This window comes from Colwellia sp. MB02u-9 (assembly GCF_014077085.1).
Classification (GTDB): Bacteria; Pseudomonadota; Gammaproteobacteria; order Enterobacterales; family Alteromonadaceae; genus Cognaticolwellia.
Genome location: NZ_JACGVF010000094.1, coordinates 292127 through 313724, shown reverse-complemented (window position 1 = coordinate 313724; position 21598 = coordinate 292127). Strand labels below are relative to the sequence as shown.

General features: G+C 38.9%; 13 protein-coding genes and 1 riboswitch. Of the genes, 8 read left to right on the top strand and 5 right to left on the bottom strand.

Going from position 1 to position 21598, the window contains the following annotated elements; translation table 11 throughout:
* Positions 1 to 210 precede the first annotated feature (210 nt).
* The 4 genes from H4J65_RS10000 to pyrD all read left to right on the top strand — a co-directional run bounded on the left by H4J65_RS10000 (position 211) and on the right by pyrD (position 9929).
* Entirely contained in the window at positions 211 to 1215 is a 1005-nt protein-coding gene (locus tag H4J65_RS10000; RefSeq protein WP_259367577.1) for a YCF48-related protein, read from the top strand.
* Positions 1216 to 1220: 5 nt separating this feature from the next.
* Positions 1221 to 3539 (top strand): RND family transporter, encoded by a 2319-nt coding sequence (locus tag H4J65_RS09995; RefSeq protein WP_182137801.1) that lies wholly within the window; start codon positions 1221 to 1223, stop codon positions 3537 to 3539.
* Between the two features lie 258 nt (positions 3540 to 3797).
* On the top strand, positions 3798 to 8639 hold the full coding sequence (locus H4J65_RS09990) for an NAD-glutamate dehydrogenase (protein ID WP_182198013.1): 4842 nt from the start codon (positions 3798 to 3800) through the stop codon (positions 8637 to 8639).
* A gap of 276 nt (positions 8640 to 8915) precedes the next feature.
* Positions 8916 to 9929, top strand: coding sequence for a quinone-dependent dihydroorotate dehydrogenase (gene pyrD / locus H4J65_RS09985; protein ID WP_182137803.1), 1014 nt, complete (start codon positions 8916 to 8918; stop codon positions 9927 to 9929).
* A gap of 141 nt (positions 9930 to 10070) precedes the next feature.
* Here pyrD and H4J65_RS09980 read toward each other — a convergent pair whose 3' ends face one another.
* On the bottom strand, positions 10071 to 10832 hold the full coding sequence (locus H4J65_RS09980) for a hypothetical protein (RefSeq protein ID WP_182198011.1): 762 nt from the start codon (positions 10830 to 10832) through the stop codon (positions 10071 to 10073).
* 185 nt (positions 10833 to 11017) lie between these two features.
* Positions 11018 to 12682, bottom strand: a complete 1665-nt coding sequence (gene asnB, locus H4J65_RS09975) for an asparagine synthase B (protein WP_182137805.1) — start codon at positions 12680 to 12682, stop codon at positions 11018 to 11020.
* Between the two features lie 336 nt (positions 12683 to 13018).
* Between asnB and H4J65_RS09970 the strand changes: the two genes are divergently transcribed.
* Positions 13019 to 14209 carry a hypothetical protein gene (locus H4J65_RS09970; RefSeq protein ID WP_220465123.1) on the top strand — a complete coding sequence of 397 codons (1191 nt, stop codon included), beginning with the start codon at positions 13019 to 13021 and terminating at the stop codon, positions 14207 to 14209.
* Between the two features lie 171 nt (positions 14210 to 14380).
* Here H4J65_RS09970 and H4J65_RS09965 read toward each other — a convergent pair whose 3' ends face one another.
* Both H4J65_RS09965 and gloB read right to left on the bottom strand, forming a co-directional pair.
* Positions 14381 to 16033 (bottom strand): LysM peptidoglycan-binding domain-containing protein, encoded by a 1653-nt coding sequence (locus tag H4J65_RS09965; protein ID WP_182198009.1) that lies wholly within the window; start codon positions 16031 to 16033, stop codon positions 14381 to 14383.
* Positions 16034 to 16112: 79 nt separating this feature from the next.
* Positions 16113 to 16922: a hydroxyacylglutathione hydrolase gene (gloB, locus tag H4J65_RS09960; protein ID WP_259367576.1), complete on the bottom strand. Its 810-nt coding sequence runs from the start codon at positions 16920 to 16922 to the stop codon at positions 16113 to 16115.
* 60 nt (positions 16923 to 16982) lie between these two features.
* Here gloB and H4J65_RS09955 point away from each other — a divergent pair, with 60 nt between their 5' ends.
* Both H4J65_RS09955 and H4J65_RS09950 read left to right on the top strand, forming a co-directional pair.
* A complete protein-coding gene (locus H4J65_RS09955) occupies positions 16983 to 17744 on the top strand; it encodes a class I SAM-dependent methyltransferase (RefSeq protein ID WP_182185995.1) in 762 nt (253 codons plus the stop codon).
* Between the two features lie 53 nt (positions 17745 to 17797).
* Entirely contained in the window at positions 17798 to 18556 is a 759-nt protein-coding gene (locus H4J65_RS09950) for a Nif3-like dinuclear metal center hexameric protein (protein WP_182198006.1), read from the top strand.
* Between the two features lie 175 nt (positions 18557 to 18731).
* On the opposite strand, the gene H4J65_RS09945 is transcribed toward H4J65_RS09950, so the two are convergent.
* Positions 18732 to 19484: an ElyC/SanA/YdcF family protein gene (locus H4J65_RS09945; protein ID WP_182198004.1), complete on the bottom strand. Its 753-nt coding sequence runs from the start codon at positions 19482 to 19484 to the stop codon at positions 18732 to 18734.
* A 262-nt stretch (positions 19485 to 19746) separates the two neighbouring features.
* Positions 19747 to 19939: riboswitch (Lysine riboswitch) on the top strand.
* Between the two features lie 261 nt (positions 19940 to 20200).
* Between H4J65_RS09945 and lysC the strand changes: the two genes are divergently transcribed.
* Positions 20201 to 21577 (top strand): lysine-sensitive aspartokinase 3, encoded by a 1377-nt coding sequence (lysC, locus tag H4J65_RS09940; RefSeq protein ID WP_182198001.1) that lies wholly within the window; start codon positions 20201 to 20203, stop codon positions 21575 to 21577.
* Positions 21578 to 21598 lie beyond the last annotated feature (21 nt).

The window sequence follows — 21598 nt, the reverse complement described above, 5'->3', positions numbered from 1 at the left end:
AACCTTGATAAAACGGCTGGCGAGTGCTAGCCGTTTTTGTTTTAAAGTTTTCAAATAGTTATTTAATTTTTATTCCACTGTTTATTAGCTAAGCTAAAGACGGTGGATATCTTGGTATCGATGGGCATTACTAAAGCCCATTTCCCCTTAATATACCTAATTTGAGGCTTATGGCCTCTACAGTCCAAATGAATGGAGCTAATATAGTTAATGATGCGTCTTCTCGTTATTTTACTCAGTTTTCTTACTATCCCTATTATTAATGCGCAAACACTCGACTCGGTAATTGCTCCACTGGCGAGTAAATCACTCTTGCTTGATATTACGGTAATTAATCAATCAAAATTAGTGGTTGTTGGTGAGCGTGGTCACATTTTACTTTCAACAGATGGTGTGCAATGGCAGCAAGCACAAGTGCCTGTACAAGTAACATTAACCGCGGTTTATTTTACCGATGAAGACAACGGTTGGGCGGTCGGCCATGACGCCACTATATTATCGTCAAAAGATGGTGGCCTTTCTTGGCAAATACAACAGCATCTACCACAAGTAGAAAAACCCTTGTTGGATGTGTTGTTTTTAGATAAAGATAACGGTATTGCTATTGGCTCCTATGGTTTGTTTTATCGTACAAATGACGGTGGCGAGCATTGGGTTATAGAGCATCATAATGAATTGCTTTACCCAGAGGACCAAACGTATTTAGCCGAATTAAAACTACAAGATGAAGAAGCGTATTTAGATGTGCAAAGCAGTATATTACCGCATTTTAATCGCGTTGTTGCCGATGGTCGTACGTTATATTTAGCGGGTGAAATGGGTTTAATTGCAAAAAGTAATGATTTTGGTACGAGTTGGGAAAAACTTGATGAGATATATCCAGGTTCATTTTACGATATAAAACGCACACAGGAAGGCAACTTACTGGTTGTGGGTTTACGAGGTCATATCTTTCGTAGTTTACGTAATGGTACGCCATGGCAAGCAATTGATAGCGAGGTTACCGCCTTGTTAAGTGCTATTGTGCTTAGTGACGATCAACGGGTTTTTATCTTGGGTAATAACGGCGTCTTATTAGAAAGTCGTGATGATGGTGCTACATTTACCCAACATCTTCAAAAAGATGGTAAAGCACTTATAGCGGGGGTTTGGTATGAAAATAAAATTATCGCCGTCTCTGATGTTGGTATCAAAACCATTAACGTAACTAAGTAACTGTCATGAAATTTAACTCTATTATTAATGTTGTCGAAGCAACACTTTTTCGTCGTCGATTAGCCGTACTGGTATTTTTTGCTCTGACCAGTATATTTTTGTTGTTTCAAGCAACACAAATTAAGCTTGATGCAGCCTTCACCAAGCATATCCCACTTAACCACACTTATATGAAAACCTATCTCGAGCATAGGGAGAATTTTGGTGGTGCAAATAACGTATTGATTTCAGTGTGTGATAGCAGTGGGGATATTTTTAATTCTGAGTTTTTTACCGCCTTAAAAGGCGTACATGACCAGCTATTTTTTATACCGGGTGTTGACAGAATTCAGGTGAAATCTTTATTTTCACCTAGTACACGATTTGTTGAAATCGTTGAAGATGGTTTTGCCGGTGGGCCAGTAATACCGGCCAGCTTTCAATCAGATGCCGCGGGTTTAGCTATTGTAAAAGGTAATATAGAAAAAGCGGGCATTGTTGGTAGTATTGTTGCTGATGATTACAGTTGTTCTATGGTGAAAGCCTCGTTAATGGAAATTGATCCAAATACGGGTGAGAAGTTAGATAGCATTGTACTTGCTGGTCAATTGGAAGATGAAATTCGGGGTAAGTTTGAAAAAGACAATATCTCAATTCATATTATTGGCTTTACCAAAATGGTGGGTGATGTTGCACAAGGAGCAAAAGGGGTTGTAACCTTTTTTGCTATTGCCATCGCTATTACAACGTTAATGGTATTTTGGTTTTGTCGCTCAATTGCTTTAACTATTTTACCTATTTCATGTTCATTGATTGCCGTTGTATGGCAACTAGGTATGTTATCAACGCTCGGGTTTGGCTTAGACCCTATGTCGATTTTGGTGCCCTTTTTAGTCTTTGCAATCGGGGTTAGTCATGGTGTGCAAATGATTAACTCTGTTTCTAAATTGGTTAATACGGGAAAAACTAGCAAAGAAGCGGCGCAACTGAGTTTCCGTGTGCTATTAGTGCCAGGTGGTATCGCATTGTTGTCAGATACTGTGGGCTTTATGACGTTGTTATCCATTGATATTGGCATTATTCGCGAGCTTGCCATTACTGCGTCACTGGGTGTCGCCATGATTATTTTAACTAATTTGGTCTTGTTACCGCTGTTAGTTTCTTACATGCATGTGCCAAAAAGTAAAGAAAATCAGCAAGCTAAAGAGGGTTCTGCGACCGATGGTATATGGCACTTTATGTCGTTATTTGCGACACGTAAGGTCGCGTTGATTATACTAGCTTGTACGGCTGTGCTTTATATTGTGGGTTACCAAGAAGCCCAAAATATGAAAATAGGGGAGTTACATGCCGGTGCACCCTCACTGCATGAAAAGTCACGTTATAACCAAGATACCTTTTTAATTACCGACAAATATGCCATTAGTGTCGATTATATGTCAGTGATTGTTGAAACCACGGCAGACGCTTGTACTTACTATAATCATATGAACACTATTGATAGATTTCAGTGGCGCATGGAGAACATTCCAGGCGTGCAGTCAGCGGTAAGTTTAGCGTCCATCGCAAAAATTGTGAATGCGGGCTACAACGAAGGTAATCCGAAATGGCGTGTGCTATCTCGTAATACACAAACCTTGGTGCAATCAATTGCACGCGTGCCATCCTCTAGTGGTTTACTCAATAGCGATTGTAGCGCCATGCCGGTGATTTTGTTTTTAACAGATCATAAAGCCGAAACAATTAATCGTGTGGTTGATGCGGCAAAACTTGCGGCTAGCGAACTAGGTAATGATAATTTATCGTTTAAACTTGCTTCTGGTCCTGTTGGCGTAATGGCGGCGACTAATGAAGCGGTAGAAGCTGCGCAGATCCCTATGATGCTGTATGTTTATGGTGCGGTGATTATTTTATGTTTGTTAAGCTTTAGAAGTTTAAGAGCAACAATCGCTGTCGTTGTGCCACTTTACGTAGTATCAACGCTTGCACAATGGTTGATGACAGCACTTGATATTGGCTTAACGGTATCAACGTTACCGGTTATCGCCTTAGGTGTAGGTATAGGTGTTGATTACGGTATTTATATCCTCTCTACTATGAGTGTTAAGCTGCGCAATGGTGCTACGGTTCAAAGTGCTTATTTTGACGCGCTTAAAGAGCGAGGCAGTGCGGTACTAATCACCGGAGTGACTTTAGCGATAGGTGTTTCAACCTGGTTTTTCTCTGATTTAAAATTTCAAGTTGATATGGGAATACTATTAACCTTTATGTTTTTAGTTAATATGATTGCTGCCGTACTGGTATTACCAGCTATAGCGGCATTTTTATGGCCACAACGAAAATAAATGCTAATTAATTTAAAAAATAATTGTGCATAAATAAACAAGAAAATGACCGAAAGGTCATTTTCTATTTATAACTAATGAATAAATAGAAAATGTCAGTATCAGAGACAGATAAATGTACAGTTTTTAAAGTAATGCATCTAAAATAGTCCTCGCATTTCCCTATGTTTATTAATAAGATCGCTGTTATAATTTGTAGCCTAAGACAGACTAAAAATAATAATTTTTTTAAGCGTTTTATCCAAAAAGGGAAAAGGCATGACGTTAGTAGACGGTTTACCTTCAGTGATACTCTCGAACGTAGCAGAGTTAATACAAAAAAAAGTTCCATCGGCAACAGCTCCCCTTGTAAATCAATTTTCTGAGTTGCTTTATAAAAACATTTCCACGTTAGATTTAGATCATAGAAATGACAGTGACATGTACGGTGCCACGCTAAGTCTGTGGAATACGTTGAACGATTCTCAAGATGATAAGCCAGTGATTAAAGTCTTTAATCCACAGGTTTCAAAAAACGGTTGGAAATCTAGCCATACCATTATCGAAATAATTGTCCGTGATATGCCATTTTTAGTCGACTCTGTGCGTATTGCCTTAAGTCGATTAAACCTAACACCACATTTAATGCTAAATTCGCCAATAAAAATTATTCGTGGCAAAAGCAAAAATATCACTAAACTTTCTTCCTCTGTCGACCAATCATTTAAGTCAACGTCTGTTGAAACAGTATTTTTTATCGAAATTGATCGTCAAATTGACGCTAAAGTATTAGAAAATATCGCCAAAGAATTACATTCAGTGGTCAGTGATATTGCTGTGACAGTAAACGATTGGCAACCTATGCAGGCACGTCTGCGTAGTGTTATTGAGGAAGTTAAACAGGCTGTTTTACCTTGTTCTAAAGAAGAGCACCGCGATAGCGTGAGCCTTTTAGAATGGATGTTAGCCGATAACTTTACCTTATTAGGTTATCGCGCTTACCAAGTGAAGACATTAGAAGGCGACATAGCGCTTTCGGCTGATATTAGCACGAGTTTAGGCTTAATGAACCAGTATGGCGGCAGCAAAGAGCGCCTGATGTCTGAGCTGAGCGAATCAGCCCGAGAAATAGCGTTAGGCAATAACTTACTTGTTTTAACAAAAACCAATGCTAAGTCGCGCGTACATCGTCCCGCTCATCTTGACTATATTGGTGTGAAACGTTTTGACAATAAAGGCAATGTTATTGGTGAAGAGCGCTTTGTTGGCTTATTTGGTTCGGCTTATTATACCAATAGCGCTTTAGATTTACCGTTAATCAAATCTAAAGTTTTGGCTACATGTAACAATTCCGGTTTTGCTCAAGGCACCCATGCTTATAAAGCATTAATCAACATACTTGAAACTTACCCAAGAGATGAGATTTTACAAAGTTCACCCGCTGAATTATTGAAAAATGTCATCGGTATATTTCAAATGCAAGAGCGTGATTATTCAGGCTTGTTTATGCGCCGTGATGCCTTCAACCGCTTTTACTCTTGTATGGTTTATGTACCACGCGAGCGTTACAACACGGCACTACGTGTTAATACTCAAAAATTGTTACAAGAAGCATTAGGTAGCAATGAAGAAGTAGAATTCACCACTTACTTCTCAGAGTCCGCACAAGCTCGTACGCACTATATCGTTAGAGTTAACTCGACAAAAGCAGACATTAATGTGAAAGAAATTGAAAAGAATTTAAACCATGCTGCACGCAGTTGGGATGATAATTTAGCTGATTCATTAAACTCGCATAAAGGCGAAGCCAAAGGCAAAGCGTTAAGTAGAAAATATACTAGCTTCCCACAAGCCTATAAAGATGAAGTTTTACCGGGCACAGCTATTGTCGATATTGAAAAGTTTGAAGCTTTATCTGCTGACAACAAACTTGAAATGTTGTTTTATCAACCACAAGAAGAAGACGCTAACAGCCGCTCTGTAAAATTAAAGTTATTCCATTCGGGTGAGCCATTACATTTATCTGATGTTCTACCTATGTTGGAAAACTTTGGTTTACGTGTTATCGGCGAAAGTCCGTATGCCGTAAAATCAGAAAGCGGAGAAGTCTATTGGATTTTAGACTTCTCAATGTTACTTACGGGCAAAGGTAAGTTCAACTTAGAGATTGTTCAAAGCTTATTCCAAGACGCTTTTGCAAAAGTGTGGTCAGGGCAGTTAGAAGACGACGGATTTAACCGTTTAATCTTAGGCGCTGAATTAGGCGGTCGTGAAGTATCAATTATCCGTGCCTATGCTAAATATGAGCGTCAAATTGGTGGTACCTTTAGCCAAAATTACACTGAAAATACTTTTGCTCGTTATCCGAGTATTGCCAAGTTATTAATTAGACTGTTTAACTTACGCTTCTCACCGGCTAAAAAGTTAAATGAGAAATTGATAGAGAAAGTGCACACTAGCATAGAGTCTTCTCTAGACAGTGTTGCTAGCTTAGATGATGACCGTATTATTCGCCGCTTTGTTGAGATGATTAATGCCACTATTCGTACTAACTATTTTCAGCCACATCCTGTTACGGGTGAGAAGTCTTATATTTCATTCAAGATTTTACCAGCGCTAATTACAGACGTACCTTTGCCTTTACCTAAATTTGAAATATTTGTTTACTCTCCGCAAGTAGAAGGTGTGCACTTACGCGGTGGTAAAGTGGCTCGTGGTGGTTTACGTTGGTCTGACCGTCGCGAAGATTTCCGCACTGAAGTACTAGGTTTGGTGAAAGCCCAACAAGTTAAAAATACCGTTATTGTCCCTGTGGGTGCAAAAGGTGGTTTTGTTTGTAAGCAACTACCAAGCGGTAACAGAAATGAAATTTTTGAAGCGGGTAAAGAGTGCTATCGTACCTTCATTCGTGGTTTACTTGATATTACCGACAATATTATTAACGGTGAAATAGTCCCGCCATTAAATGTTGTGCGTCACGATGAAGATGACCCTTATTTAGTTGTTGCCGCTGATAAAGGTACCGCTACATTTTCGGATATTGCCAATAGTATTTCTGATGAATTTAATTTTTGGTTAGGCGACGCGTTTGCCTCAGGTGGCAGTGTTGGCTACGACCATAAAGGCATGGGAATAACCGCTAAAGGTGCATGGGAATCAGTTAAACGTCACTTTCGAGAAATGGATATTGATTGTCAAACTACTGATTTTACTGTCGTTGGTATTGGCGATATGGCTGGTGATGTTTTTGGTAATGGCATGTTATTATCAAAACACATCCGACTACAAGTCGCATTTAACCACTTACATATCTTTATTGACCCAACGCCAGATGCAGCGACTACTTATGTTGAGCGTGAGCGTTTATTTAATCTTCCAGGTTGTTCATGGGAAGATTTTGATATGTCACTGGTTTCGGAAGGAGGGGGATTATTCAATCGCTCTGCTAAGTCAATAAAGTTGACGCCGCAAATTAAGAAAATGATTGGTACGCAAAAGCAAACCATGGCACCTAATGACTTAATTCAAGCTTTATTAAAAATGAAGGTTGATTTGTTATGGAATGGTGGCATTGGTACTTACGTTAAAGGCTCAAAAGAATCTCACCTAGAAGTGGGTGACCGTGCTAACGACTCATTACGCATCAATGGCCAAGATCTAGAAGCGAAAGTAGTAGGTGAAGGCGGTAATTTAGGCTTAACGCAGTTAGGTCGAATTGAATTTGCCGCTAAAGGCGGTCGTCTTAATGCTGATTTTGTTGATAATGCCGGTGGCGTTGATTGCTCAGATAACGAAGTTAACATCAAAATATTACTCAATGGTTTAGTTCAAAATGGTGACTTAACGGTTAAGCAGCGTAATAAAATTCTTGCTGACATGACCGAAGAAGTGGGTGATATCGTGATAGATGATTGCTATCGCCAAACTCACTCTTTGTCAATCACAGAGTTACGTGGTGTTAAGCAGCTGAAAGAACAAGCACAATTTATTACTGAGTTAGAGCGTTCGGGGAAATTAGTTAGAGCGTTAGAATTTATTCCAAGTGATGAAGAAATTGCTGAGCGTTTATCTTTAGGTAAAGGGCTAACACGCCCTGAGCTTTCTGTTTTACTTGCCTATAGTAAAATGGTACTAAAAGAAGAGCTGGTTTGTCCTGAAATTAGCGACAACGAATTTCACCAAAGCTTGCTCATTAAAGCCTTTCCAAAAAAGCTGCAAGATAATTACAGTGCGCAAATGCAAGATCATCCCCTACGAGCTGAAATTATAGCGACTAAGTTAGCCAATAATATTGGTAACGATATGGGCTTTAATTTTGTTCACCGTATGAAAGAAGAAACTGGGGCAACAACGTCTGAAATTGCTAATTGCTATAGTATGGCGAGTGCGGTATTTGAGTTATCAGACATTTGGACGCAGATCAGTGATTTAGATAATAAAATTTCTACCTCTATCCAAACAGAAATGCTATTTCAGTTACGCAGAACAGTACGCCGTGCTACACGTTGGTTCCTTCGCCATCGCTCTAAGTCAATGAACATTGCTCAATCAATTGAATTTTATCATGCCACATTTGCTGAACTTTCAAGCAATATTACTAGTTATATGATTGAAGATGAAGCAGCGCAAATTAAGCGCGTGGAAAATGATTTGATTAAAGCTGGGGCGCCTGAGTCTGTGGCATTAAGAATTTCATTACTGAGCACCTTGTTCTCGGTAATGGATATTGCAGAAATTGCAAAATCTGAAGCCGTGCCAACTGAATTAGCGACCGATCTTTACTTTAAACTGGGTGCCAGATTAGACTTACATTGGTTCTTAGATCAAATTACCACGCAACCGGTATCGAACCACTGGCAAGCGCTAGCAAGGTCGTCATTTAGAGAAGAGCTTGATTGGCAACAACGTTCATTAACTTCGGTGATATTAAGTGGTAATAAAAACTCGACCGATATTGATGCCATGTTGGATAAATGGTTTCTAGATAATGCCCAACCACTTGAGCGCTGGCAGCATATTTTAGCTAACTTTAGAGTTGGGCAAACTCATGAGTTTGCCAAGTTCTCAGTTGCGTTGCGAGAATTAATGTTGTTAAGTTTGAACTGCGACCCCGTGAAATAAGTGTTAAGATCCCCGCCATGAGCGGGGATTTTTTTGTCATCAAGTTTATGTTTAGCGATTGATGTTAGTTTCTCGCATGGCAATTTATACCAATTTCATTAATTAGGTGGTCTACTTTATACGCAGGGAAAATGCCCAAATATAAGGCGTTTATTTTAATAACTAGTTGTTCTAATTATTAAATAAATAACGCAGTAGTTGGTTATTTTAACCAGTAAAAATGATCAGATAATTAGTGAGCTTGGTATTAGTATTATATATAATTAAAGAGGTATTATGTTTTACTCAGCTATTCGTAAAGTGTTTTTTAAATTCGATGCAGAAGCAATTCACGAATTAACGATTAAAGGCTTTAAAGCAACAGGCGCTTCGCCGCTTAATTTACTTTATAAGCAAACCATAGCCAATAAACCGGTGGAGGTTATGGGCATTAAGTTTCCTAATCCAGTCGGTTTAGCGGCAGGGTTAGATAAAAATGGCGAATGCATTAAAGCCTTTGAAGCTTTAGGTTTTGGCTTTGTTGAAGTGGGGACAGTAACGCCACGACCTCAACCAGGTAATGACAAGCCACGAATTTTCAGATTACCAGAAGCAAACGCTATTATTAACCGTATGGGTTTTAATAATAAAGGTGTTGATTATCTCGTTGACCAAGTAATCAAAGCTAAGTACCCTGGTGTTTTGGGTATTAATATTGGTAAAAATAAAGATACGCCAGATGAAAATGCTAAAGATGATTATATTCACTGTATGCGTAAAGTTTATGACTATGCTACTTATATTGCGGTTAATATATCATCACCTAATACCCCAGGTTTACGCTCGCTACAATATGGCGATGCACTTAATGAACTACTATCAGCATTAAAAGCTGAACAAACTGCGTTAGCAGAGCAATATGGTAAGTACGTGCCTGTTGCGGTAAAAATAGCGCCAGATTTAAATGCCGAAGAAATAAAGTCTATTGCCGAGTGCTTAATTGCCAATAATATTGATGGCGTAATTGCCACAAATACCACCTTAGCACGTGATAAAGTGTCACATTTACCCTTTGGTAATGAACAGGGCGGATTAAGTGGCGCACCGGTAAAAGAAAAAAGTACTGAAGTTATTCAATTACTAGCAAAAGCACTTGATAACAAGCTGCCGATTATTGGTGTTGGCGGTATAGCGTCGGGCGCAGACGCTCAAGAAAAATTTGCGGCAGGGGCAAAGTTAGTCCAAGTCTATACTGGCTTTATATATCAAGGGCCAGAATTGATAAAAGAAATCGTGCAAACACTGAAGTAAAATTTCTCAGCCTTACGCGAGCAAATTTATTGCAAAAGCAAAAAATATAAAAAGGCCATCAACTGATTTCAGTTGATGGCCTTTTTTGTGGTTCAATCTCCACTTATAATTCAATGCCCACTTATATAGGGTGAGTTAAATTTAGGGTCCAGACTTACTCGCTAATATAGCCTCTAAACGTTCCATTCGCTCTATGAGTAATTGCAGGCTAGTATCAAACTGATTGATACTAGTGGCGGTAAACATTTGCTGCTTATCACGACTTTTTGCATTGGCATCTAAGGTATTGAGCTGTGTAGATAGTTTTTTAAATTGCTCTTTTAAGCTACTGGCAGTAACCATTTGCTCAGAAACAGCATTAATTGAAAACTCGGTGGCGGTAATCTTATCTTTTAAATCATTAAGTGCGTTATTTTGCTGGCTAACTGAACCGGTGTTTTTATCTTGCTGTTGAGCCATGTTGATACTTTTTGAATTTAAGGCTTTAATTTCTTCTTGATTTCTCCGCCAAGCTGAAGCCCAGAGTTTATCCATTTCAGATAATAATAATTCTGTTTTTTCACTAACCGCTTCTAACTTAACCTTTAAAGCAATGGTTGACTCACCGATTTCTTCACCGGTAGCTGAGAGTTGGTTTTCTAGCTGTTGAATTCGCGCAGAGCTCGACGCTAAGGTATTGTTTACACTCACTTGCTGTTGATAAAAATACCAGCCAGTACCCGCTAGAGCAAAATAAGGTATTAATATTAATAATGTTTGCGCTGCAGTTAATGTTTTGGGTGTATTAGTTGCAGAGTTCACTTGCTCTGACTTGTGTGCTTTAGCTACAGGTTCACGAGCCATCTTAACTTGATCTTGATCGATATTAATCGTTGGAATTTCAGGTTCTACACGGTTTGACAAGATAGCTTCCTACTAACAATGGCTGTAATACCCATTGGATTAATGAATTGATTTATTTGGCCATATACTAAGTTAAGAGTATAAGTTGAGAGTAACTGTATAATATTTAGTAAATATTGTACAAAAAAACCGACTTTAATAGTCGGTTTTTAATTTTAGGCTTAAAATTTCTCAGTTAGCTAAGACTAATAACTGTCATTATGCACACTTTGCACAGCACGTCCTGAAGGATCGGCCATGTTAGCGAAACTTTCATCCCAAGCTAACGCTTCTGGTGTACTACAAGCGACTGATTTTCCGCCAGGTACACAATCTGCTGCGGATGCTAGCGGAAAGTTTTCTTCGAAAATACAACGATAAAAATAAGCTTCTTTAGTATCGGGTGTATTCACGGGGAACTTAAATTCTGCGCTCGCTAACTGTTGGTCGCTAACTTGTGCTTCAACATGTTGCTTTAGACCATCAATCCAAGAATAACCCACACCATCAGAAAATTGCTCTTTTTGACGCCATAAGATCTCTTTTGGCAAGTAACCTTCAAAAGATGAGCGTAAAATAGCTTTTTCCATCTTGCCATTACCGCACATTTTATCTTCTGGATTAATGCGCATGGCAACATCCATAAAGTTTTTATCTAAGAAGGGTACGCGTGCTTCAATGCCCCACGCTGACATAGATTTATTCGCACGTAGACAATCAAACATATGTAATTTATCAAGCTTGCGCAACAATTCGTTATGAAACTCTTCCGCATTTGGCGCTTTGTGGAAATATAAATAACCACCAAATATTTCATCAGCACCTTCACCAGAAAGTACCATTTTAATGCCCATGGCTTTTATTTTTCTCGCCATTAAATACATAGGTGTAGAGGCACGAATCGTGGTTACATCATAAGTTTCTAAGTGATAGATCACTTCTTTAAGTGCGTCGATACCTTCTTGTTCGGTAAATATAATACTATGGTGTATTGTACCTATGCTCTCAGCAACGGTTTTAGCGGCAATTAAATCTGGCGAGCCAGCTAAGCCGCAGGCAAAAGAATGCACTTTAGGCCACCATGCTTCAGACAAATCATTTTCTTCGATACGTCTAGCGGCAAATTTTTGCGTAATGGCAGAAATTAATGATGAGTCTAAACCGCCAGAAAGTAATACGCCGTAAGGTACGTCAGTCATCAAATGGCTTTTAACTGATTCTTCTAATGCTTCGCGTATTTTTTCTTTACTGGTGTTGTTATCTTTTATCGCTGAATATTTTTGCCAGTTGCGTTGGTAATATCTTTCAACTTTACCGACTCTGCTATCTAAAATATGACCTGGAGGAAACTCTGCTACCGTTTTACAAATGGGCATTAACGCTTTCATTTCTGAGGCAACATAGAAGTTACCTTCAGCGTCATAACCGGTATAAAGTGGAATAATACCCATGTGATCACGGGCAATTAGATAACTATTGTCTTGCTCGTTATATAGACAAAAGGCAAACATACCTTGAAGCTTATCGACAAAGTCAGTGCCAAATTTTTCAAACATTGGAATGATAATTTCACAATCCGAAGCGGTTTGAAAATCATAGTCAGGCGTATGTTGGCTGGCTAATGCTTTATGATTATAAATCTCACCATTGACCGCTAAAACTTTTGATTTATCACTGTTATATAATGGTTGAGCGCCATGTTCAGTGTCAACAATTGACAGACGTTCATGCACTAAAATTGCGTGGTCATTGTTGTAGATACCAGACCAATCTGGACCACGATGACGAAGTAAGCGAGAATATTCTAAAGCTTTTGGACGAAGTGCGTCTGCACCCGTTTTAATATCTAATATACAAAATATCGAACACATTGAAGTGCTACCCCTTTATATTTATTAATGACAAATTGTGTGGTGAATGCGCTCTAACAAGTTTATTCAAGCGTATTATGCGATATTATCTCTAGGTAAACATGATAGTGTTTACAGAAACTTATCGTTCAGCAATATTGCTGTTGCGTGACACCTTACAGTATTTGATAAACAATCAATAGTATTTTTACTCTAATGACACAATAAGGTGTAAAAGCGGTTTTTTTTGTAACATTAATCGCTCGTGTTTAAAAAGTAGATACATTAATATATCAATGATAAGTATAAAGAAATTAGCCGTTTTATTTTAATTTCAATCATAAGTAAGAGCAATAAATGTTAAAAACTGTAAATAAAATAACCCTAAAGATCTTTGTTGTCGCCATCTCACTTGGCCTAAGTTTATCTATTAGTAGCCAAGAAATTAACTACGCTGCATTAACGGTTGAAGAATTACGGCTTGATAACGCGCTTAAAGCAATGCCAGATGTTTCGACAAGATTAAGCGCACGAGCTGAGAAATTTGCTAGTCAATTAAACCGAGCAACTAGCTATACCGTGTTAACACAATTAACTATTCGTCACGGTAAAGGGCTATGGTTAGAGGCGAAAAAGTCATTTAACCAATTGAACGACTACGACGATCGGCCGTTATATTGGTCGCGCTTACAAATGAGCAAAGCGTTACGCTCTACCAAAGCATTTACGACCTTGTTTCCTAATCAACAACGCAAGTTGTTATGGACACTGGAGTTATTATCTCGTGGTCAACTGGATGTGAAGTTTGATAAAAAAGCCGATAAGAAAATTTTATTGACAGGTTTTGATCCCTTTTTTCTAGATAGACATATCGACCAAAGTAATCCATCAGGAGTAGTTGCCCTCGCTTTGGACGATTTAGTGGTTAGCATTGAAGGGCAAAGTGCGGAAATTGAAGTGCTCATTATTCCTGTGCGTTTTGCAGATTTTGACCAAGGCATGATAGAAGAACTACTCAGCCCTTATATCGCCAATAAATCTGTTGATATGGTATTAACCGTAAGCATGGGGAGAGATAATTTTGATTTAGAGCGTTACCCGGCGTTAAGACGCAGCGCTAACGCGCCTGATAACCTTAATATATTGACAGGTGCTACGAAAAACAAGCCATTAATACCCAAGTTTAAAACCGCCGCTTTGCAAGGACCTGAGTTTGTTGAATTTAGCTTACCTATATTGGCAATGTTAAAGGGTGCTGGTCAATATCAGGTTAACGACAATCGCACAATATCGACCTTATTAGGTGGTACATTTAAGGGGCAATCACTGGCAGATATTGTTAAGCAAACTTCGGTTAGCGGCTCAGGTGGTGGTTACCTTTCTAATGAAATATCTTATCGTAGTATCTTATTACGTGACCAATATTATTCAACTTTACCGGTAGGTCATATCCATACCCCGAAAATTAAAGCCTTCAATCAACAAGCATTGATGGATATTGTTAAGCAAACGAAAAACATTATTACTCAAGGTGTCGCCGGTTTATAATCGTTTAGTTATAAACGCGTTTATATTATAAAGGCATTAATATGACCAACGACTGATGCTTTATTTCAGCACAAAAAAACGCTAACTCAGTTAGCGTTTTTTAATTTCTCCCTTCGCAACTATCTGCTACGACTAAATTTATTGGTGATAATATTATCAATAATTAAGGTGTTAAATATTATTCGTCACATCTACCGACAGCTTTAACATTTGTCCCGGTTGTAAGTATTTATCACGATTAAGGCTATTCCAACGTTCAATATCTTTTATCTTGACATTAAACTTGTCGGCGATACGGGCAAAAGAGTCACCTTTGCGTACACGATAATGAATGTTACGCATTATCGCTTTCTCGTTTGGTGTCATAGCATCTAAAGCCAGTGTTTTAACCGCTGTTTTTTGCCAAATAACCAGTTTTTGTCCAGGTTTAATAGTGTCTCTTGGCGCCATACCATTCCATTTTGCAATACTGCGGGTTGAAACACGATAGGCGCGGCTGATATCCCACAAGGTATCACCAGATTTTACTATATGAATGCGCTTTTCACCGGCCAATACTTTGTTTTGTGTTTTTGCCAAACGTTGATTTTGTGAGAGTAAATAACTGTCTAACGAGGCGGTAGCAACAGGAATTAATAAAAATTTTCCGGCTCTGATCTGATTGCCTTTAATGTTATTAACTTGTTTTATTAACGCTATTTCAGTATTAAATTTTTGTGCTATTTCACCTAGGTTGTCACCGTTTTTAATTTTATAGCGTTGCCAAGCTAGACGTTCTTTTGCGCTCAATTTGGCAAGGCCTTGCTTAAAGTTTTCTATTTTGTGGTTGGGTAACAATAAATAATGTGGGCCGTCAGGGTCGGTTGCCCAACGATTAAAACCTGGGTTGAGTCGCTGCAACTCTGTTAATGTCAAGTCAGCTAATTGCGCTGCTTTGGCTAAATCAAGCTGTGAACCAATATCGACTTGACTGATCACCGAGCTATTATCAATTACGTGCAGTTTAATTTTAAATTCTTCGCTACGTTTTACAATGTCAGCTAACGCTAATAATTTAGGGACATAAGCACGAGTTTCTTTTGGTAAATCTAAAGACCAAAAATCTGTAGGTAGGTTTTTCTTTTTATTTTTTCTAACCGCACGTCTTACTCGTCCCTCACCTGAGTTGTAAGCGGCAAGCGCTAACATCCAATCACCATCAAAAAACTTGTTTAAGTATTTTAAATAGTTAATAGCACCTTGGGTTGAGGCAACTATGTCACGTCGTCCGTCAAACCACCAATTTTGTTTCATGCCGAAGCGTTTGCCTGTGCCGGGAATAAATTGCCACATACCTGATGCACGACCATGTGAGTAAGCAAAAGGGTCAAAAGCGCTTTCAACTATGGGTAATAAGGCAATTTCAATGGGTATATCGTTCGCTTCTAATGCTTCAACGATGTAATACAAAAATGGCTCAGCGCGTTTAGCTACGCGGTTTAGATAGTCAGGGTGCTTTATAAACCAATTTCGTTGGCTAACAACACGAGGATCTTCGGGTATCGAAAATTCAAGCTTGCTGCGAATTCGTTGCCAAACATCATTTGACAAATAGCTTTCTTTTAAGTCATTGCCCAGATCTATATCACCGTCGGCAATGGGATGAATAACGTCAATAGCTTCATCAACCAGCAGCGCTTGATTGATCTCTGCCGAAGAGGCAACATCGATAAGTACTTGAATATCATTATTAGTTTCAAGGTTATTTGATTGATTTTGGTTTAAAACTGATTGGCAACCGGACAATAGCAGTACGGTTGCGATAGATAGGGTTATATTCTTCATGCAAGGTCTATTTAAATTTACTAGCCGCCAGTGTCACTTATTTAGGGCGGTTATTCAAGATTTGCGCAATAAAAACGCCTTAAAAATTGTCTTTCCATGCGCGGATAATGGTAAAGGTTTGTAATTTATCATTAACCTTTTCACCACTGAACTCAGCCGCGCTTGTCATCAAGCTAGACTCGTTACAGCGTAGAAATGGATTGATTTTCCTTTCAAGCATGATTGATGTTGGGATAGTGGCAATATCTTGTTCGCGCTTTTGTATTACTTGATTATAATAATCTACCAACTCGGTATTATCGGGTTCAACACTTAGGGCAAAATTAAGGTTAGCTTGAGTATATTCATGAGCACAATAGACCTGAGTGTGCTCAGGTAAAGCGCTTAGCTTTTCTAATGAGCCAAGCATTTGGCTCGGCGTGCCTTCGAAAAGGCGACCACAGCCACCTGAAAACAAAGTATCACCACAAAATAAATTGTCTTGTGATAAATAAGCTATATGGCCACTGGTATGACCTGGAAGATCAATGACATCAAATTCAAGGTCTAAATCAGTTAACGCCACCTTAGCGCTTTCGTTAAGCGCGACATCACAGTGTGGAATGTTTTCACTTTCAGGGCCGTAAATGGTTAATGGCCATTGCTTACTTTTACAATAATCAACAAGTTTTTTAATACCACCCACGTGATCAGCGTGATGGTGAGTGATTAATATACTCGACAGTTGCAGTTTTTGTTGTTCAATAAATTCGATACAAACATTGGCGTCACCTGGGTCAACTAAGGCCATGTTGTGACCTAAGTTCGACGAAATAGCCCAGATATAATTATCTGAAAAGGCCTTTATCATGGAAACTTTCATATTAGTGCTGCTTTGGGTTTGCTGCATGTGTGGCTCCTGAGTATACTGAAGATATGATTATACTTACTTTTTCGACAGTTTAATATAATGAAGCCAGCACTCGCGTTTAGGCACCCTGATTATCCAAAATCTTGGCAAAACTTACCTAATGGTGACTTGATAGTTGCCAATATTAATCAAGCGCTAGCGCCTTGGTGGCCAAAGTTTTTTGGCTATCATATGCTAAAAATTGGCGCTTTAAGTGGTGAAATATCGAGTGTAGATAGCCCGATTAAGCATCAATTAACCTTAACAAACCAGCTGGAAAATAGTGATGTTATTGCTGAAATTGATGATTTACCCTTACAAAAGCACAGTGTTGATGTCTGCGTATTGGCCCATGCTTTGGAGTTTTCGTTAGACCCTCATCATGTGGTGCGTGAAGCCAACCGGGTATTAATTCCTAATGGCTATTTAGTGATCACTGGATTTAATCCTTTTAGTTTAGTGGGTCTTAATCAATTTATTCCTTATAGGCGTAAGCAAACGCCTTGGAATGAAAGGTTATTTTCACCTATGCGAGTGAAAGATTGGCTGCACTTAATGGGATTTGAGATCCAACTAGATAAACGGTTTTTGCATTCGTCATTATCTGGGCAACTCACTCAGGGACTTTTTTGTAACTATTGGCATAATATAGCGGCACGTTATTTTCCAAGTTTAGGCTCTGTTTATGTCATTGTGGCGAAAAAGCGCGTATTACCTTTAACGCCGATCAAACCCAAATGGCAACTCAGGCCACACTTTGAACCCGTGAAGGTGCCAACGATGAATTCATCAAGAAAAACCAGTAAAAAATCAAATCAGTAATGGTAAAGCAGTACTAAATATAATAACTCAATATTTAAGGTCAGAATTAATTAATGCAACTTCATGAATTCGAAAGCTATTTAAACAACTTATTAAAGCCTGAACAAATTAAAGACTTTTGTCCAAATGGTCTACAAATTCAGGGGCGAGATAAGATCAGTAAGGTCATCACGGGCGTTACCGCTACACAAGCGTTAATCGAACAAGCGATTGCTGAAAAAGCCGATGCGTTAGTCGTACACCATGGTTTTTTTTGGAAGAATGAAAGTTATGTCATCCGTGGTATGAAACATAAACGCATTAAGGCGTTACTGGCAAATGACATCAGTTTATTTGCCTATCATTTACCCTTAGATATTCATCCAAGCTTAGGTAATAACGCACAATTAGCGAAATTATTTTCAATCAATAATGTCGCGCCATTGGAAGAGGGTAACGCCTTGAGTGTTGCTGTACGTGGAGACTTTACTCGTGAACTTAGCCCACAAACACTTGAGCAACGCATTAATGAAAAGCTCAACCGAACTTGCTTGCACATAGCACCGCCATCAAATAAAGCGATTAAAACCGTGGCTTGGTGCAGCGGTGGTGGGCAAGGCTATATTGAGTTAGCGGCTGAACACGGCATAGACGCGTTTATCAGTGGTGAAGTATCTGAGCAAACCACTCATGTTGCGCGCGAGATGGATATTCATTTTTATTGCGCTGGCCATCATGCCACCGAGCGCTATGGCGCTAAAGCATTAGCCGAACATTTTAATCAACATTTGCCATTAGAGGCTAAGTTTATTGATATTGATAACCCAGCCTAAGCGGCAGATTATTAATACCAATATAGCGGAAAAATATAGCACCAAATACAAGACTGCTGTTCATGCACGATTGTACTTGGTAATGAACTAGCCTTATGTAAATTTTTACTGCACAAGGCTTTTTGGTCATTAAGTCGTGTTGTACAAATTGCTGCTGCTTTTAGTTTGTCAGCTATTAGCCTTTAAACCATTGCACAATACGCCCGAGGGTTTCGTACCAAACCGTAGTAGTTTGTTGTAATTTTTTAGCATTAGGTACGTAATAAGACCATGGAGTAAGGCCATTGCTTTTAACCCATGGGCTTGCCGGTGCAGGGATTGGATTGACGCCGTAGCGTTGGAAATAGGCCATGGCTCTGGGTAAATGATTGGCACTAGTGACGAGTACGACATTTTTATTTAACACGCGTGGTGCGATAAGTTGCGCTTCTTCTTCGGTATCTTGAGGGAAATTTTCAGTCAATATTTTATTTTTTGGCACACCTAATAATATCGCTGCTTGCTTAACTTTTTCTGCGTTTGAACTGACATCGCCATCGGCAAAACCTGAGGTAATTATTTGTGCTTCGGGGTGCATGCGGTAGATACGAACAGCCTCAACTAACCTTTCTAATGAACTAGACTTTAACTCACTGGTCGCAGGCAAACCCTGAACGCTGGTGTGAACACCACCCAAAATAATAATATAATCAACCGGCTTATTGCTGCGGGTAAATGCGGGATAATTATCTTCTAATGCCGCCATGATGTTATCGGATAAAGGTGGAAAGGTACTCAAAAATAATAAAGTGGTTGCGGTAAATAGCGCCCAAAAACTCAATTTTGGTTTTAAACGATAAAAAATAATAGCGATAATTAACAGTAAGATAATAATGCTCAGTGGCATAATCATTAAGCTAATTATTTTTTTTAGTAAAAATAGATCCATGTTACTCAGTCCAAAATAGGCTATAAAAATAGGGTAATAAGTTTTCAAGATGCTAAAGCATAACAATTATAAGACCTTGAAGCAGTGGCTAATTGTGACAAACTATTTCATTTGGACGTCTAAAAGTCTGTTGATATTTACTTTTAGATAGGGTCTAATGACTGCGCTGAAAATTAGAATTTTTACTCCACTTTTATAATGCCCTTATCTATCAAGTATGATGATGTTATTAATTAAGTAGTACAGAAATAGAAAAATTTTTCGCACCAGAAGAGGCGCAATTGCTAGGTAGGTAACATGAGGACCCATTCCTTTGACTGTTACTGAGGGGGACAATTGCCGAGAATATTGATATGGGGGCATATCATGTTCGGTCGCTAGGGCTGAATCCTTAGGGCTGTCACCGCTAGAAAAACAGCAGTTTTTTTAGCATAGGGTGGAGAGCTTCTGGCTGAATAGTACCGCCTGAATAACGGGTTTTTAACCTAATTCGCTCTACGCTCAGTCATGCTCTTCCTGTTAGTTATTTGCCTGTTATATTTGCTATGTTTAATGAAATAGCTTTAGCAATGCAGGCGTTTAGGAAGAATTTTTATGTTAATATCCCATCTTACTAGCCTTAATCACATTAGTGTTGGCACATTGTTATCTAAATATACATCTCGCGATAGACTCGAATGTTCAAGCATTCAATCTCAAACTCATGGAGAATCTGCATGTCTGTAATCATAGATCATACCAATACTGAAAATATTACCGTTGCAAAGTTTGGCGGCACCAGTGTTGCTGATTTTCATGCGATGTTACGCTGCGCGGATATTATTAAAAATAATAGCACTAACCGTTTAGTGGTGGTATCAGCTAGTGCTGGTGTTACTAATCACTTAGTACGTTTAAGCCAAGCAGACGTTGCGATAAGCGAACAACAACAAATTATTACCCATATTGCTGATATTCAATTTGCCATAACCCAACATTTTGATAACCATCAAGCTATTGATCAAGAAATATCAGGCTTATTAAATGCGTTACGTACTTGTGCTGAGCAACAAGCAAAACAATACAGCACAAAAACCAGTGATGAAATCCTGAGTTTTGGTGAACAATTCAGTTCACGAATTTTTGCACAAGTGTTACAACTCGTCGATGTGAATGGTCATTATTTTGATGTTCGCCAAGTCATGAAAACTGATAGTTTATATGGTAAAGCGCAAGTTGATTTAACCGAATTAGCGGTTAATACTAAAGCACTACTTTATCCCTTACTTAATGAGCAAGTTATTGTTACACAAGGTTTTATCGGCTGTGACCCGCAGGGTAATACGACCACCTTAGGTCGCGGTGGCTCTGATTACAGCGCAGCGTTGTTAGCTGAAGCTGTTCAAGCCAGTAATTTAAGCATTTGGACTGACGTGGTGGGTATTTTTACTACCGATCCACGGATAACAGATCAAGCACGTTCGATTAATGAAATTAGTTTCGGCGAAGCGGCGGAAATGGCCACCTTTGGCGCGAAAATTCTACATCCGGCGACACTTATTCCAGCTATGCGGCAAGATATTCCTGTTTTTGTGGGTTCAAGTAAAGAACCTAACGCAGGTGGCACCAAAATACAGCGCCAAGTTGACTCTAATCCTACTTATCGTTCGATTGCGCTGCGACGCGAGCAAACCTTAGTGACAGTAAAAAGTCCACAAATGCTGCATGCCAGTGGTTTCCTAGCGAAAGTTTTTACCGTATTAGCCAAACACCAATTAAGTGTAGATTTAATTACCACCAGTGAAATTAGTGTCGCGCTAACCTTTGACAATCCTTATGGTTCAACACAAGCCTTGTTAACTCAAGCCGTGGTAGAAGAGTTAGAACAACTTTGTGAAGTCAGTGTTGAGCATGGTTTGAGTTTAATTGCGGTGATCGGTAATAAAATTCATGGCACTAAAGGGGTTGGCAGCAGTATTTTTGATAAGATAAATGATTTTAATATTCGCATGATTTGTCATGGCGCAAGCAATCATAATCTGTGTTTTCTCGTGCCAGAAGCCGATGCTAACCAAGTGGTTGAACGTTTACATAGTACCTTGTTTACCGACTAAGCTGATGTCAGTAGACAAAAT